Origin of the sequence: Providencia sp. Je.9.19, from assembly GCF_051129765.1 — a bacterium.
Classification (GTDB): Bacteria; Pseudomonadota; Gammaproteobacteria; order Enterobacterales; family Enterobacteriaceae; genus Providencia.
In genome coordinates this window covers 1,481,035-1,497,953 of record NZ_JBCPSS010000001.1, presented here as the reverse complement: position 1 = coordinate 1,497,953, position 16,919 = coordinate 1,481,035, and the positions used below count along the sequence as shown (strand labels likewise).

Here is a 16,919-nt window from a genome sequence, read left to right as displayed (position 1 = left end):
AAATGTCTCAGGAAAAAATGTCTCAAGAACAACAGGGTGCTGAACACGTACCCGATTTGAATAACGAACTCAAAGCCCGCAAAGAAAAACTTGTAGCGTTACGCGAAAAAGGTATCCCATTTCCAAATGATTTTCGTCGTGAAGATATTTCTGACAAAATTCATGCACAATATGGTGAAAAATCAACGGAAGAACTTGAAGATTTGAATATCGAAGTCTCAATTGCTGGCCGTATGATGACGCGTCGTATTATGGGAAAAGCGTCATTTGCAACCCTACAAGATGTGGGTGGTCGCATTCAGATTTACGTTTCACGAGATGATTTAGCTGAAGGCGTGTATAACGAGCAATTTAAAAAATGGGATTTAGGTGATATTTTAGGCGTTAAAGGTCGTTTATTTAAAACGAAAACAGGTGAATTGACGGTTCATTGTCATGACGTTCGTTTACTGACTAAAGCACTGCGCCCATTACCAGATAAATTCCATGGTCTGTCTGATCAAGAAACGCGTTACCGTCAACGTTATCTTGATTTGATTGCTAATGATGAGTCACGCCATACGTTTATTGTTCGTTCTAAAATTCTAGCCGAAGTTCGTAATTTTATGGTGGCTAGAAGCTTTATGGAAGTTGAAACCCCAATGATGCAAGTGATCCCAGGTGGCGCAACTGCGCGTCCATTTGTTACTCACCATAATGCATTAGATATTGATATGTATCTGCGTGTTGCCCCAGAGCTGTATCTCAAAAGATTAGTCGTGGGTGGTTTTGAACGTGTATTTGAAATCAACCGTAATTTCCGTAATGAGGGATTATCTCCTCGTCACAATCCAGAGTTCACCATGATGGAACTCTATATGGCTTATGCTGACTATCGTGATTTGATCGTTTTAACCGAGGATTTATTCCGTACGTTAACACAAAAAGTATTAGGTCAAACCGTAGTGAAATATGGCGAGCAAGAATTTGATTTTGGTCAGCCTTTCGCTAAGCTAACGATGAAAGAAGCGATTTGTAAATATCGTCCTGAAACGAATGTTGCCGATCTTGATGATATGGAAAAAGCTACCGCAATTGCGCAATCTATCGGAATCAAGATTGAAAAAAGCTGGGGATTAGGTCGTGTTCAGTGCGAAATTTTTGAAGAAGTTGCTGAAAGTCACTTGATCCAACCAACTTTTATAACGCAATATCCAGCAGAAGTTTCACCTCTTGCGCGCCGTAATGATGATAACCCATTCATTACAGACCGTTTTGAATTCTTTATTGGTGGTCGTGAAATCGGTAATGGTTTCTCTGAGCTAAATGATGCTCAAGATCAAGCCGAGCGTTTTGCTGAGCAAGTGCGCCAGAAAGATGAAGGTGACGATGAAGCGATGTTCTATGATGAAGATTATATCACTGCATTAGAGCACGGATTACCGCCGACCGCAGGATTAGGTATTGGTATTGACCGTATGGTTATGTTATTCACAAATAGTCATACTATTCGTGATGTTATTCTTTTCCCTGCACTACGTCCTACCAAAGCATAAATAGGGCTTTTTATGCCCGGTGTAACGCCGGGCATACTATTTATTTTATAAAAACACCCCATAAAATTCTGCAATATAGAGATGCTTATTATTTAGATGACTATTTTGGAATGGCTGTCTTAATAAGATTAGTAAAAATATTATCTTGAACTAAACTCATTAAATCTATTGTAAGTAACGAATAGTATCAATTTAGTATAAGTATTTATGACAGAGAACTGTTATAATTTGTATACTTGGTAGTTATCTATTATGTGATTTTAAAATTAACGTATGCTGTGTGTTTTACCCATAGTAATTCTTAGGTTATGCAATTTTATTGGCTAAGATAGAGATGGATTAAATACGCTTTTAAGGCGTGTATTTGTAATCAAAAATTATAACTTTGCAAGTATAAGCTTTTAATAAGATGATGCAGTGTAATCTAACTTGTTAGTAATTATTTCAACTGTCATGGATTCAAATATTATCCTCGATAAGGATGTTATTGTGTTGTTGAAATTATGAGTGACTTACACATATAAAATATGTTGTGGATAATAGACTTAATAAATCAGGATTAGATTTAAAATATAAACACATTAAGCGTATTTTTGAGTGTGATTGTGAAAAAATCAGAAATGTTCGCAAATGTAGAGACAAAACTCGATAAAAACTAAAAAGTAATTAATCTAAATTTATGAGATGACTCTATTTCTACATTCGGGCTTATAGAAAATAGCTACATTTTAGCTTACACTAGGTTTCTCGGGCATCATTATAATAGCGAAGAAAAGTACTGGTAAGGTAACCATATGTTTTTAAAAAATAAATTTTATGTTGCATCTTTGCTTATAGCAAGTACGGCTCTTCTTTCAGGCTGTGCATTTGATTCAGATAGGTACAACACAGCGGTACCAAATAAACCAGCAGCAAGCTCTAGTACTGCAACTCAGCAAGCTACAGCAGAACAACAAGCTGCTCAAGTAAAAGCTAATCAAGTAGATAGCTCTTACCCTGAATCACAAAAAGTATTAAATAGTGCGATGAATCGTCCCCCAGTAGAGTCAACGACTTATAACGCTGATGGAACAGAACAACAATCATTTGCCCATTTAAATACTTGCGTTAAAGAATTAAACGCACTTAAAACACTATCACCAAAAGATTACAACCGTCTGGTCGGTTCTTTTAAAGAAGTGAGCGAAATTAATCGTCTTTATAGGCAAGTAGAAACAACAGCAAGCCCAGATACGATTGAATTATTACAGATGGCAATAGAGTCTAAAACGAAAGTGCTTTGTGCAAAAGTTCGCTATAACTCTGTATTGTCTACCGAATCAACATTGAAGAAAATTAGTGGATTATGAGAACTAACCTAAGGCTTTGTGTGTCACTGGCACTTTTTACAACATTTTGTAGTAGTGTTATAAAAGCAGACAGTTTTAACAATGTTATTGATGATTTTGATACTTACCTTCAATTAGAAAAAGAAGATAAGTTACAACAACAACCGTCAGTGAATACGCAAGCTCAAGGTTATGATGTTTTCTCTTCGTTATCGACTGTTCCTGCGCCGAAAGAAAAAAGTAAATCTGCGGCGAATAAAAAAAGAACAAGTGCGAAGACTACCGCTAAAAGTAAGACAAAAAGTACAGTAGAAGCTAATAATAAAAGTTCTACAGGCGCCAGCCAGTCTGTAGAACCTGAAAAGACAACTCTTTCTGAAGTTTGCACTTTAACTGAAGGCGTGAGCCCTTCTGCGCCAATGTTGCTGTCTTCTTATCCCTATCTATTTCAAAGTAATCAGTGGAACCCAAGTTATTTAGCTAATGATTTTGCTAAATACCAAATTGCGCTGAATCCTCTTGGTTTATATTCATCTCAATTTGCTAAATCGCCAATAATGGATAACTCTGTTTATTTGGAGCAATTAGCTAAACTCATTGAGCAGCAACAATTAACAAATTTATATCAATTTGGTATTGCCCAAGGTGTAGGGCAACTAATTGGTTATAATAATCTACTTACTGATGCGCAATTAGTGGAAAAACTTATTAATCATAATAAGAGTATTGCGCAGTTGAGTCATATTATTACCGAAAAGCAATTTGAGATTAATAAATTAACAGATGAAGTGGCTAGAAATAAAGATCAAATCACACAACTACAATCTTTACTGAATTCATCTGACGATCAATCAATTATTGACTCGTTAAATGCTAAGCTCGCCGCAGCAGAAAAAACTATTGAACAAAAACAAAATAGTCTGACAGAGCTTAGCCAAGAGAATCAACAAACACAGGATACAATTGCACAACTTGAAAAGCAGTTGAATGATAGTGTTGTTGAACAGTCACGAATCAAACAGCAATTAGCCGACAAAGATACACAATTTGCTGCTGCTAATTTAAAAATAGAACAGCTTACAGCTGAAATTGCAGCATTAGAAATTGCGGCTAAAGAGCAATTAAAACTTAATGGTGATACTGATGAGCAAGTTAAATCAGTTACCGCTAGTTTATTGCAGCAACAAGAATTATTAAAACAAAAAGAAGATGAACTGCTATTAGCTCAAAATCAAAAGAACGATATTCAAGTGGTATTGAAAGCGCAACAAGATGCGGCAAAATTACTTGAAACACAAAATCAGCAGTTAACTAAGCAGTTAACTGAAAAAACGCAACAAGCTGAGAAAATCGCCCAGTCTTTAGTAGAGCAGACTGCTAACGCTGAGCAAAAAGTGGTATTAGAGCGTGAATTAGCGGCGGCAAAACAGCAATTACAAGCTCATCAAACGGCACAAGACGCGCTGTCTAAACAATATGCTGATAGTCAGAAGCAACAGCAGCAACTTCAACTGGCGTTGACGCAAAATGAACAAAATTATGCGGCGGCGCAAAAGCAATTTGAACAAGCGAATACTGATTTACTGAAATTGCAAAAAGATGTTGAAAAACAAACGGCCTTAATGAGCCAAGCTAGCGATGCGCAGGTGAAGGCGTTAACCGCTGATCTGAATCAACAAGTGGCTTTGTTGAAACAAAAAGAAGATGGGCTGAAAAAAGCCGAAGTGGACAGTCAAGCTACCCGCGAGGCATTAGCTAAACAGCAAGCGGCGGCAAAATTACTGGAAACGCAAAATCAGCAGTTAACCAAGCAGTTAGCTGAAAAAGTACAGCAAGGCGACAAAACGCAAACTGCTTTAATAGAGCAAACAGCGATAGCCGCGCAAAAAGCTGCTTTGGAAACAGAGCTGGCGAGTGCCAAGCAGCAATTGCAAGCGCAGCAAACAACGCTAAGTCAAAATGAACAAAACTATGCAGCCGCGCAAAAACAACTTGCGTTAGCGAATGCTGATTTAGAAAGATTACAAAAAGAGTTAAAAGAAAAAATCACCTTAGCAGGCCAAGCCACTGATACGCAAGTTAAAGCATTAACCGCTGATCTGAATCAACAAGCGGCTTTGTTGAAACAAAAAGAAGATGGGCTGAAAAAAGCCGAAGTAGACAGTCAAGCTACCCGCGAGGCATTAGCTAAACAGCAAGCGGCGGCAAAATTACTGGAAACACAAAATCAGCAGTTAACCAAGCAGCTAACTGAAAAAACGCAGCAGGCGGAGAAAATCGCCCAATCGTTAGCTGAGCAAACCGCACAAGCCAAACAAAAAACCGCCTTAGAAGCTGAGCTTGCCAGTACCAAGCAACAACTGAAAGAGCATCAAGTCGCGCAAGATACATTGTCTAAGCAATATGTTGATAGCCAGAAGCAACAGCAGCAACTTCAACTGGCGTTGACGCAAAATGAACAAAATTATGCGGCGGCGCAAAAGCAATTTGAACAAGCGAATACTGATTTACTGAAATTGCAAAAAGACGTTGAAAAACAAACGGCCTTGATGAGCCAAGCTAGTGATGCACAGGTGAAAACGTTAACCGCCGATCTGAATCAACAAATTGCGTTGCTGAAACAAAAAGAAGATGGGCTGAAAAAAGCGGAAGTGGATAGCCAAGCTACCCGCGACGCATTAGCTAAACAGCAAGCAGCGGCGAAACTGTTGGAAACACAAAACCAGCAGTTAACCAAACAGTTAACTGAAAAAGCGCAGCAGGCGGAGAAAATCGCTCAATCGTTAGCCGAGCAAACTGCACAAGCCAAACAAAAAACCGCCTTAGAAGCGGAGCTCGCCAGTGCCAAGCAACAACTGAAAGAGCACCAAACAGCTCAAAATACGCTATCTAAACAGTATGTTGATAGCCAAAAGCAACAACAGCAGTTGCAAACAGCATTGACACAAAATGAACAAAACTATGCGGCCGCGCAGAAACAACTGACGCAAGCGAATGCAGATTTATTGAAATTGCAAAAAGATGTTGAGAAGCAGACGGCTTTGATGGGGCAAGCTAGTGATTCTCAAGTGAAGGCATTAACCGCCGATCTGAATCAACAAATTGCGTTGCTGAAACAAAAAGAAGATGGTCTGAAAAAAGCCGAAGTGGACAGTCAAACCACTCGCGAGGCATTAGCTAAACAGCAAGCAGCGGCGAAACTGTTGGAAACACAAAACCAGCAGTTAACCAAACAGTTAACTGAAAAAGCGCAACAGGCAGAGAAAATCGCCCAATCGTTAGCCGAGCAAACCGCACAAGCCAAACAAAAAGCGGTCTTAGAAGCAGAGCTCGCCAGTGCAATGCAACAACTGAAAGAGCACCAAACAGCTCAAAATACGCTATCTAAACAGTACGTTGATAGCCAAAAGCAACAACAGCAGCTGCAAACAGCATTGACACAAAATGAACAGAACTATGCAGCGGCGCAGAAACAGCTCACGCAAGCGAATGTCGATTTGCAAAAATTGCAAAAAGATGTCGAGAAGCAAACGGCCTTGATGGGACAAGCCAGTGAATCACAGGTCAAAGCATTAACCGCTGATCTGAATAAACAAATTGCCTTATTGAAGCAAAAAGAGAATGATTTATCTAAATTAGATACAGATAAAAAATCAATTCAAGAGTCCCTTGCTATTCAGCAATCTGATAAGAAAAAATTAGAATTACAGAATGTTCAGCTTGCAGAACAAAGTAAAATTCGAGAAGAACTGATCTTAAAACTTGAAAGTGATATTGCAGATAAGCATAAAAAGCAGAATGAAGCTGAACAACGGTTAGCTGATGCAAATAAACAAATTAGTTCACTAAAACTCGATGCTGAAAAACTGAATGTTGCTAATACTAAAGTTCAAACTCAAACACTAGAGTTAGAAAAACTTAAAAAACAGTTGAATGATAAAGTTGAAGTTGATACGAAATCGCAAAAAGAGCTCGCATTAGCACAAGAGAATTTGAAAAAATTACAGGCTGAGTTAGCGTCTCAAAAATCTTTAGCGACTGATAATGCATTAAAATCACAAATTATGGACCTGAATAAACAAATAACGCAACTTCAGGCAGAAAATAATGCGTTAAAAACAAAACCAACTAGTGGCAATAGAGGTTTAGCCGCTAAGGTTCCTTCAAAAGAGGCTTCAGCGAAAGAATTAAAACAGATTGCTGATGATAATAGTAAACGGAATCAAAAAATAATTGAGCAAGTAACACAGCAAAAATACAGTAAGTTAGACAGCAATACTTACTATAAAGTGTTACAAGCAGGCTCGCCAATTACGAATGTTAAAAATAAAGATATTACATTCATTATGAGAGAGCAGTTAACGGATGGTACGGTAACTGTTATGTATACGGACAAAAATCCAGTGACACTACCTTATAATGAGTTACCTACGCCATTAAATTCATTTGTTGAAAAAGCGGGTGAAGGGGGAATGGTCAAGGTTTATATTAAACCTGAAGGTGGGTATGGTGTTCAGGGTATACCTGGTGAAATACCACCGAATTCTATGTCAATTATTGACCTGAAAATTATTAAAGCGAAGTAATTTTAGTCTATGATTAAAAAGGTAGCTTGTTGAAAAATAAGCTACCTTAATTTATTTATCTTATACAATTCATTCAAGTCCTCATCACTGTCAACGTTAGCTCCCTTCAATACTTTGTTTAGAAACGTACGATAAGGTTAGCCGCCAAAATATTAATGCAATTATGGTGATTAAAAATCCTAAGAAACAAACACCAATCCAATCTGCATATGTATAGGTTATTGTGGTGGTTATTGCACCAATACCACTACCGATTGCATAAAATAACATGTAAATACCAACGAGTCGGCTATGAGAACCTGTATCTCCACGAAAGATCATTATTTGGCTTGTAACATGCAAAGCTTGTCCGCCCATATCTAATAGTATTATTCCAATAAATAATGCGAATAAAGATTGCTCCAAAAGCGATAAGGGTATCCACGCTAATAACATGAATATTAAGGAAAATAAACTTACTTTCTGTGTGTATCCATGATCTGCCCATATTCCAGCTTTCGTTGCGGCAAGTGCACCAAGAGCACCAATAAGGCCAAATGCCCCAATTTGAGTATGGGAAAACGCATAAGGTGGCGCGCTTAGTGGTAAAACTAAAGCACTCCAAAAAACGTTAAAAGCAGCAAACATTAGCATGGCTAAGATGCCTCTAACTTGTAAAGTTCTATTTTTTCGTAACAAAGTAAACATTGATAAAACTAAACGTGAATAGCTTAAATTGTTTGTAGGGGTTGCTATATTTGGTAGCAAACGAAATAGAAGAATTGAAACAATTAACATGAGTATTGCTGAGCCTAAATAAACACTTCTCCAGCCTGCAATATCACTGACACCACCAGCGAAAACTCTGGCGAGCAACAAGCCAATAAATACGCCGCTTTGCGCTGCTCCAACCGTTTTTCCTTGATTATTCCCTTCAGAGGCACTGGCTGCATAGGCGATTAGTCCTTGGGTCATTGCTGTACCAAGTAATCCAACGCTTAGCATACCAATTAATAACATTATTGATGATTGAGCTAACCCGACAATCATTAAAGCAACCATTAAGCCAATAAGTTGGGCTAGCATTAGACTTCGGCGGTTGATGATATCACCCAGCGGCACCAGAAAAAGTAAGGCTAACGCACTGCCAATTTGTGTGATTGTTATTATGCCACCTATAGCAGCATGGCTGATTGCAAATTCAAGCGCCAAACTATCTAACAAAGGTTGGGCATAATAAACATTGGCAACGCTCAAGCCGCAGCCAGTTGCAAACAGCCATGTTAACTTTGCCGATATTATTTTTTGTTGCAGTGTCATTATTGACATACACTAACCTAGTTTTAATTTGAAACTAGTTGTATGTTATTCAAAGTGGTTTTAAAATGCAACTTAATTGTTCAGTCAGGAGGACTCCATGACAAATGATCCTATAGTTGAATTTTGCCCAGTTGCCAGAGCACTTAATTTGGTCGGTGACCGTTGGTCTCTTCTGATTGTGAGAGATGCATTTGATGGAATCTGTCGTTTCAAAGATTTCCAAAAAAGTCTGGGGGTTGCACGTAATATTCTATCTGATAGGTTGAAAAAGCTAGTTGAGAGCGAAATACTGGAAACTAGAGCTGCATCAGATGGTACTGCATATCAGGAATACGTTTTAACATCTAAAGGAACAAGCCTGTTTACACTCATTGTTGCATTTAGGCAGTGGGGGGAAACTTATCTGTTTAGTGGTAATGAACCCCATTCTGTATTGGTTGAAGCGCAAACGCAAAAGCCAATACCATTGATGCAGGTGGCTAATGAGCAAGGAAATATTTTGTTGCCTTCTGAGGCTTATGTTAAAAAAGTGATTTGAATAATAGGCTAGATTTATTGAAAGGGGTGCGAAAAGTGAATTGTAGTAAACATTGAATAGCATTGCCTTTCTGCCAGTGTATAGATAAAACATTAATTCTATAACTGACAGGGCATGTATTCTGTATAAGCGATACAAACGATGTGTAGGTTAAGCTGCTATTCGCGATCTACTCGGCGTGTATCCAAAACGCTTCCGATAACTTTGTGTGAAATAAGATTGGCTTGAAAAACCTGCTTCCATTGAAACTTCAACAATACTCATTGCAGTATTAACCAGCAACTGGTGTGCATACATAATTCTTTTTTCGCTGATCCAAGAGCGAGGCGATGTGGAATAGACGGTATTAAAAAGCTCTTTAAATGTAGTTAAGCCCATTCCAAAGGTTTTAGCAAAGTCACTTAATTTCCATTCCTTTAGATAATTATGTTCCATGAAGGATTGTAAACGTTCAGCTTGTCGATTACTTAATTGTCGAAAATTAGAAAGCAAATGTGGCCCTTGCTCGCCATATGATAATAATAATAAGAGTTCTGAAACTCTTAAGCTGACTATCACTTCAGGAAATTGATTGTGAGAAAATGAATTGAAACTATTTTTAATATCTCGAATTAAAGCGCAAGTCGAAAATTTAATTACATCACTTGGATCGTTTTCAATGCGTTCTATCTTACTTAGCTGAGCTCCATGCTGATTAATAAATTCACGTAAAAAGTGGTCTTCTAGTGGCAACCAAATAAACTCACAATCAATACTATTATCGGTAATTTGAAATGAGTATGAACCTTGCTTATGGTATAAAATATCGCCTTCATTTAATGTTTTTGTTGCTGCGGGTGTTTCTAGCAACAGAGAACCTTTTTCAATGATAATAATGCCTTTCGATGTCATATCGAGTATTGAATGCGGGTTATTCTTATCGATACAGATCTTATTAATAGTTTGGTTATTTAAATTGCTCATACCTTGCATAGTAGTGCCTTATGTTGATTACTTTGCCTTAGATCAAAATTTTATATCGGTTTGTTTGTTGAGGTTGATATAAAAAGTCACCATGACTTCAATGACGAAAATTATATAAAACGATCATTTTTGTGTCACATTTTAATGCAAAATATTAATAAATGTTTCTAAATATACTTTTTCCGTTCTATTTCATTATTTGCATCGGGAAAAGTATAGTATTAAATGGTGATGTATTGGCAATATTTATAATATGAGCCAGACTTGCAGCTTATTATGCTGCTTTTATTTGTTAAACCAGATGTTAATAATCCCCAAAAATTAATAAATATTTATGTTTTTTTACATATAAAGACCAAGTAGTCATATTTCGTGATCTATACGTAATTATAGCTATGTAAATTATTGTCATTAAACTCGCAAAAACAGTACTAATAAATAAAACTTAACTATTTATTAGTTATTAAATTTAGTTATTAATTTTTTTTATCGTTACTATTTGTTTTATTGATTAATATGAGCTAAAAAAGCGTATTTTGTGATTTAAGTCTCAAAATATAACTCATAGGTCGGCTCTATAGCTATGATAGGTAAAATAAACATGGATTTTAGTAATTAGTTTTTAAAGGTTATTATTTTTTAGATAAACCACATAACAACTGTGCTGAGTATTTGTTGGTTATTTTGTATTCTTGATAGATGATTGAAGAGGATAGTAAGTAGAATTGTGATATTTATGAAAACAATAAGTTACCGATTAATTATGATAAATGAATGATTTTATCAATGTTACGTGTAACGTAAGAAAGTCTAATAATATGATGGATACGAAGAGTGATAATACTAGCTATTATATTGTTATCTGATTTTGGATGAGCAAAACAGGCCATGATAATACGATTTAAAGCCGAGTATTTGTTTCTCGTATTGCTTTACGCGACTTCTTAGGTAGTTCAGGGACTGGCTTTCTATCGTCAAGTAAATGACGAATCGCTAAAATAGGGTGATGAAAAAGCATTTTAGGGCCAGACCAACGCATAATGACTTTCATTTGTTCGCGCATTTTAGGTTGGTAACAATGAACGGGACATTGCTTACAAGCCGGTTTCTGTTCACCATAACGGCATTTTTCAAGTCGATTGATGGCATAGGCATAAAGTTTATTGTAATCATCAGGGGAATTCACAGGGGCAGGGTGGGCTCGTTCATAGATTTTTATCATTTTTTCGATTGTACGGATTTCTCGATTAATGCGTTTACTATTCATATCCTACCTCTGTGTGGATTATTAAACAGGTATATTAAATGTATGTTTAATATACCTGTTTAACTTTCTAATAGAAAGTAAAAGGCAGGCTCATAAACGTAAAATGGCATAAGTTAGTGCTTATGCCATGAAGATAAAATGTAGTACATCAGCAATTCAGTGGGCTTACCTCTAAACGGAAAGGTCTTTAAGTATAAATAGTATAGAAAGGCTTTAATGTACTTAGCGACAGCTAATCCAGTTTAGTTTGAAATTTAAGATTAATTTCAACGTGCTTAATTGCTTTGCTTCTGATGATTTGATTACTCGTTGGCCTGCATGGTTAGCATGATTTTTTGCATTTCATCTTTTATATGCAGTTTTTCTTTTTTTAGTTTGGCTACATGTTCGTTATAGCCAGCGCCAGAAGGCCCTTCAAGTTTACTTATTTCTTTATTAAGTTGATGGTGTTTTTCATAAAGGTTTTGAAAACGTGGATGTGTAGCAACCAATTTTGAAACTAAATCTTGCTCTGTAGATAACATACTACCTCCTCAGAATGTATTAAGCCTCAAATTCAGTATAAGCATTGACTACTTTATATGCATCAACATGGCGAGTAATTTACATAATTTTTATCAGATTTATGATCCTTATACTAAAATTAAGTAAGATGGCTCGGCTTTAAGTGTCTATATCTATATTTTTGTAATTAAGAATCATCTATAGTGAAAATAATGGTATTAATGACTTACTATAGAGTGAATGGTAGTATTTTAAATTGATTTATTCTTTTGAAATGGGAAATAATAATGAAAAAGGCAATTTTATCTGTAATGGCTGCGGTATTAGTTTCATCATGTGCAGTGGCAACTGAGGGATTGGAAAAGGTTGCTCCATATCCAAAAGCCGAATCAGGTATGACCCGCCATGTGATCCAGTTGGCTAATCAGCAAAATGAAAATGATTTTATGGTTGAGCTTGTTATCGGTAAAACAATAAAAGCGGATTGTAATCGCCAATGGTTTATGGGGGAGTTAGATACTAAAACGTTGGAAGGTTGGGGATATGATTTCTATAAATTAGATAAGGTCAAAGGACCTGCATCAACAATGATGGCTTGCTCTGAGCCTGCGAAAGATCGTTTCGTCACCACGCAATTAGGTGATGATGCTTTCATCCGTTATAACAGTAAGCTTCCTATTGTTGTCTACACTCCATCCGATATGGACGTTAAATACCGTATTTGGTCAACAGATGATAAATTAATCGAATCTGCTAAGCAATAAAACTAAGCTAACATCTAATAAGTGCCGCATATATAGATAGCGGCACTTATTACGCATTGGTGGGTTACTTATTGATTAGTTTTTATCTGATAACAAATACAGATGTTTTCGCATGGCGTACAATTGCAGAAGCGGTAGAACCCAGTAAATAAGTTGATGTACTCGGGTGATGAGAGCCAACAACAATTAAATCAGCATTAATTTCTTCAGCATAATCTAATATTTCATCTTTTGCAGAGCCAATACCGATTTGGCAGCTAATTCTATCATCTGCGATTTTAATATCTTTGATAACTTCTTCTAAGGCACGCATTGCTAGTATAGAGCGTTGGGCTGAATCTTTATGGCTTTCCGGTAATATAGCGACTTCAATCCCAAAAAATAACTCAAGACTTGGGATCACTGACAAAAAGTGAATTTCCGATTTACCAAGTTTTGCCAACTCTTCGACATGTTTGATGATGACGAGATTTAAATCATCCTCTAACAAATCAATAGGAACTAATATCTTCTTATACATAGCTACCTCGTTCATATGTTATTTAGATTTTATTATAACTCTTGAGTGTCAATATACTATAAGTTAAATAGGCATCAATGAAATGAGCCAAATTTAGCATTTATTGTTATCTCTTAAATTAATCCATTTAAGATTATCTTATTAAGCATATAAAAATAAAGGATAACTGTTATCATTCAACAGAGAGTTTACAAATTAGAATGAGACTTTTAACAAATAATATGTCAATATTTGGTGTCTTTTAAGTTATTGATTTGAAAGTATATACTGAATGATAATTGTTTTGTTTTTCATTAAAGAAAGTAAATTATGAATAAATCTGAACTCCCATTGAAGGGAGATAATGAGTTTGAATTACAGAAAGTTAAATTTAAGGCAGCTAGGAAAAGTACACTTATTAGTGTGGCTGTGAATACAGTATTGTCTGTTTGGCAGATTATCATTGGTATATTTTCCCATTCTTCTGGTTTAATTGCTGATGGTATTCATACTTTATCTGATTTAATTGCTGATTTTGTTGTACTTATTGCGAATAAAAAAAGTCATAAAAAACCGGATGAAGATCATCCTTATGGCCACTTTCGTTATGAAAATGGCGCGTCATTGATTTTAGGTATTATTTTATTGATAGTTGGGGTTGGTATGGTGTGGTCTGCCATACAAAAAATGTTGAATCCTGACCTGATTCAAGAAGTTCATATGATAGCGCTAGTAGCGGCATTGATATCGCTTGTCGCAAAGGAAGGGTTATTTCGTTATATGTTACGGGTAGCGAATAAAGTTAATTCCAGTATGTTAGTCGCAAATGCTTGGCATGCACGTTCAGATGCAGCATCTTCTTTAGTTGTTGCAATTGGTATTATTGGTAGCTTATGTGGTTTTCGTATTTTTGACCCCATAGCAGCGTTAATTGTAGGTACTTTTGTCTTTCGAATGGGATACAAGTTTACCAATCAATCAATACAAGATCTGATGGATAAAGGCGCGGATGAAGAAACGTTGATGGAGATCCGCCAGATTCTTGATAATAGTAATGAGATTGCTGGTTATCATGATCTGAAAACGCGTAAATCGGGTGATTTTTACTTGGTTGATGTGCATTTAGAATTGGATGGAAATATGACTATTTTTAAAGGTCATGAAATCACTGTTAATGTGCAAAAAAGATTAATGCAGCACCCACAAATACTCAATGTGATGACTCACCTTGACCCTTATGACGAAAATAGTCCGCACTAATTCCTTTTTTGAATGAAAAACCTCAGATGGCCCATTAGCCGAAAATAGATAGTTTTCGGTTAATGGGCTTTATTATTTTTATCGTCTTTTACGTATGATTTTAAAATTTAGTGTAAACGTTTACACTAAAGTGGTTTTGATCACAGAATCGACAGTAAACTCATTGCTATACTCACCAGCAATAGAGTGAGAAAGTCGAAAATTATACTTTTAGACGAGTCAAGAGGTGGAATATGCAGCAATCTCAAGTATTAGTAACCGGTGGACTTGGCTACATAGGTAGCCACACTTGCGTGCAGATGATAAAAGCAGGGATATTACCCATTATCGTGGATAATTTATGTAACGCTAAGATGGAAGTCCTTAATCGTATTGAGAAATTAACAGGTTATCGCCCATCATTTTATCAAGGTGATGTTCGTGACGATAAATGTTTAATGCCTATTTTTGCCTCTCATCAAATTTATTCTGTGATTCATTTTGCTGGCTTAAAAGCTGTAGGGGAATCTGTTGAGAAACCATTGGAATATTATGATGTTAATGTGAATGGCTCACTAGTTTTAGCTAGATGTATGCGTAAAGCGAATGTGAAGAGCCTTATTTTTAGCTCTTCGGCGACCGTTTACGGCGAACCTAGTACGTTACCGATTACAGAAGATTTTCCGACAGGCAATACGCAAAGCCCTTACGGTACAAGTAAATATATGGTAGAGCGTTGTTTATCAGACCTTTATCAAGCAGATAAAACATGGTCAATTTCAATACTACGTTATTTTAATCCAGTAGGGGCACATCCATCAGGTTTGATGGGAGAAGACCCTCAAGGTATTCCAAATAACTTAACGCCTTATATTGCACAGGTTGCCGTAGGACGACGTCAAAAGTTGGCTATTTATGGAAACGATTACCCTACAATTGATGGAACAGGCGTACGAGATTATATCCATGTGATGGATTTAGCTAATGGGCATGTTGCCGCATTAAACGTCGTCGGTCAGAAATCAGGCTTGCATATTTACAATTTAGGCACAGGCAATGGCAGCAGCGTTTTTCAAGTCCTTCATGCCTTTGAAAAAGCAGTGGGTAAACCGATTCCTTATGTTATTGAGCCACGTCGTGCTGGTGATATTGCACAGTATTGGTCAAGTCCAGTTAAAGCGGATACGCAGCTCGGATGGCGTGCAATTCATTCAATAGAGGATATGGCGATAGATTCATGGCGATGGCAGTCACAGAATCCAAATGGCTATGGTAATGAGTAATTAATTAGGAAATTATCTTTATGAAAAATCAATTTGATCCTGCCGATTGCCCGCATCGCCGTTATAACCCATTAACTGGGCAGTGGGTGCTGGTTTCTCCACATCGTGCAAAGCGGCCTTGGAGTGGACAAGATGAAAAGCCGCCACTTAGCGAGCTACCCCATTACGATAAAAACTGCTTTTTATGCCCAACGAATAAACGCGTTTCTGGAGACCAAAATCCTGACTATCAGGGCACTTTTGTTTTTGAAAATGACTATGCGGCCTTACTTCCAGAACAATGTGAGCAACCAAGTTTGCAATCGGATTTATTTAAAGCTCAAGCTGTGAGTGGGTTAAGTCGAGTTATTTGTTTTTCACCTGATCACAGTAAAACGCTTCCAGAATTATCGCTCACTGAAATTGGACGAGTTATTGAAACTTGGCAGCAGCAAATTGTAGAGCTAAGTGATCGATTTTTATGGGTTCAGGTTTTTGAAAATAAAGGTGAAGCGATGGGGTGTTCTCAACCACACCCTCATGGACAAATTTGGGCGAGTGATTTTTTACCTAATGAAATTGCACGTAAAGATGATTTTTTGAAACAGTATTATCAGCAGCATGGCACCAATTTACTGGTTGATTATGTTCAGGCTGAAATGCACGACGGTTCACGAACGGTGGTTGAAACGGAGCATTGGATAGCAGTGGTGCCTTATTGGGCGGCGTGGCCGTTTGAAACCATGTTATTACCTAAGCAACATATAAAACGTATGGATGAAATGAATGAATCTGTGCGTTCTGATTTGAGTGTGGCACTTAAACAGCTCACTTGCCGTTACGATAATTTATTTCACTGCGCTTTCCCTTATTCCATGGGATGGCATTTTGCGCCTTTTTTTAACCCAGATGAAAATATTGAGCATTGGCAGCTACATGCGCTGTTTTATCCACCTTTACTGCGTTCTGCGACGGTAAAAAAATTTATGGTGGGGTATGAAATGTTAGCGGAAACCCAGCGAGATTTAACGCCAGAGCAAGCCGCACAGCGGTTACGTGAAGTCAGTGATATTCATTATAAACAGCAGTAATAAGCGATTAATCGAATCAATAATTGTTTGTTTTCCAGTGAAAA

13 protein-coding genes are annotated in these 16,919 nt (G+C 36.9%); 8 read left to right on the top strand and 5 right to left on the bottom strand.

Features of this window, described 5'->3' with window-relative positions; genetic code table 11:
• The first annotated feature begins 17 nt into the window (after positions 1 to 17).
• The 3 genes from lysS to AAZR93_RS06865 all read left to right on the top strand — a co-directional run bounded on the left by lysS (position 18) and on the right by AAZR93_RS06865 (position 7,449).
• Positions 18 to 1,535: a lysine--tRNA ligase gene (gene lysS, locus AAZR93_RS06875; RefSeq protein WP_434719649.1), complete on the top strand. Its 1,518-nt coding sequence runs from the start codon at positions 18 to 20 to the stop codon at positions 1,533 to 1,535.
• A 794-nt stretch (positions 1,536 to 2,329) separates the two neighbouring features.
• Positions 2,330 to 2,884, top strand: a complete 555-nt coding sequence (locus tag AAZR93_RS06870; protein WP_336428760.1) for a hypothetical protein — start codon at positions 2,330 to 2,332, stop codon at positions 2,882 to 2,884.
• A gap of 20 nt (positions 2,885 to 2,904) precedes the next feature.
• Positions 2,905 to 7,449: a hypothetical protein gene (locus tag AAZR93_RS06865; protein WP_434719336.1), complete on the top strand. Its 4,545-nt coding sequence runs from the start codon at positions 2,905 to 2,907 to the stop codon at positions 7,447 to 7,449.
• A 96-nt stretch (positions 7,450 to 7,545) separates the two neighbouring features.
• On the opposite strand, the gene AAZR93_RS06860 is transcribed toward AAZR93_RS06865, so the two are convergent.
• The gene (locus AAZR93_RS06860) at positions 7,546 to 8,757 is read right to left on the bottom strand and encodes an MFS transporter (protein ID WP_434719335.1); all 1,212 of its coding nucleotides are present in this window, start codon (positions 8,755 to 8,757) and stop codon (positions 7,546 to 7,548) included.
• 88 nt (positions 8,758 to 8,845) lie between these two features.
• Here AAZR93_RS06860 and AAZR93_RS06855 point away from each other — a divergent pair, with 88 nt between their 5' ends.
• On the top strand, positions 8,846 to 9,286 hold the full coding sequence (locus AAZR93_RS06855; protein WP_434719334.1) for a winged helix-turn-helix transcriptional regulator: 441 nt from the start codon (positions 8,846 to 8,848) through the stop codon (positions 9,284 to 9,286).
• Positions 9,287 to 9,436: 150 nt separating this feature from the next.
• On the opposite strand, the gene AAZR93_RS06850 is transcribed toward AAZR93_RS06855, so the two are convergent.
• The 3 genes from AAZR93_RS06850 to AAZR93_RS06840 form a co-directional block, all read right to left on the bottom strand.
• Positions 9,437 to 10,258, bottom strand: coding sequence for a helix-turn-helix transcriptional regulator (locus AAZR93_RS06850; protein ID WP_336431528.1), 822 nt, complete (start codon positions 10,256 to 10,258; stop codon positions 9,437 to 9,439).
• Between the two features lie 892 nt (positions 10,259 to 11,150).
• Positions 11,151 to 11,516, bottom strand: a complete 366-nt coding sequence (locus tag AAZR93_RS06845; protein WP_294110371.1) for a nitrous oxide-stimulated promoter family protein — start codon at positions 11,514 to 11,516, stop codon at positions 11,151 to 11,153.
• A gap of 302 nt (positions 11,517 to 11,818) precedes the next feature.
• The gene (locus tag AAZR93_RS06840; RefSeq protein WP_294110372.1) at positions 11,819 to 12,040 is read right to left on the bottom strand and encodes a DUF465 domain-containing protein; all 222 of its coding nucleotides are present in this window, start codon (positions 12,038 to 12,040) and stop codon (positions 11,819 to 11,821) included.
• Between the two features lie 267 nt (positions 12,041 to 12,307).
• On the opposite strand from AAZR93_RS06840, the gene eco reads away from it, so the two are divergent.
• Positions 12,308 to 12,784: a serine protease inhibitor ecotin gene (gene eco / locus AAZR93_RS06835; RefSeq protein ID WP_294110375.1), complete on the top strand. Its 477-nt coding sequence runs from the start codon at positions 12,308 to 12,310 to the stop codon at positions 12,782 to 12,784.
• An 82-nt stretch (positions 12,785 to 12,866) separates the two neighbouring features.
• Here eco and AAZR93_RS06830 read toward each other — a convergent pair whose 3' ends face one another.
• Positions 12,867 to 13,304 (bottom strand): universal stress protein, encoded by a 438-nt coding sequence (locus tag AAZR93_RS06830; RefSeq protein WP_294110376.1) that lies wholly within the window; start codon positions 13,302 to 13,304, stop codon positions 12,867 to 12,869.
• Positions 13,305 to 13,613: 309 nt separating this feature from the next.
• Here AAZR93_RS06830 and AAZR93_RS06825 point away from each other — a divergent pair, with 309 nt between their 5' ends.
• The 3 genes from AAZR93_RS06825 (at position 13,614) to AAZR93_RS06815 (ending at position 16,875) form a co-directional block, all read left to right on the top strand.
• Positions 13,614 to 14,543 carry a cation diffusion facilitator family transporter gene (locus AAZR93_RS06825; RefSeq protein ID WP_434719333.1) on the top strand — a complete coding sequence of 310 codons (930 nt, stop codon included), beginning with the start codon at positions 13,614 to 13,616 and terminating at the stop codon, positions 14,541 to 14,543.
• 233 nt (positions 14,544 to 14,776) lie between these two features.
• Positions 14,777 to 15,805, top strand: coding sequence for a UDP-glucose 4-epimerase GalE (gene galE, locus AAZR93_RS06820; protein ID WP_434719332.1), 1,029 nt, complete (start codon positions 14,777 to 14,779; stop codon positions 15,803 to 15,805).
• Between the two features lie 20 nt (positions 15,806 to 15,825).
• Positions 15,826 to 16,875 carry a UDP-glucose--hexose-1-phosphate uridylyltransferase gene (locus AAZR93_RS06815; protein ID WP_434719331.1) on the top strand — a complete coding sequence of 350 codons (1,050 nt, stop codon included), beginning with the start codon at positions 15,826 to 15,828 and terminating at the stop codon, positions 16,873 to 16,875.
• Positions 16,876 to 16,919: the final 44 nt, after the last annotated feature.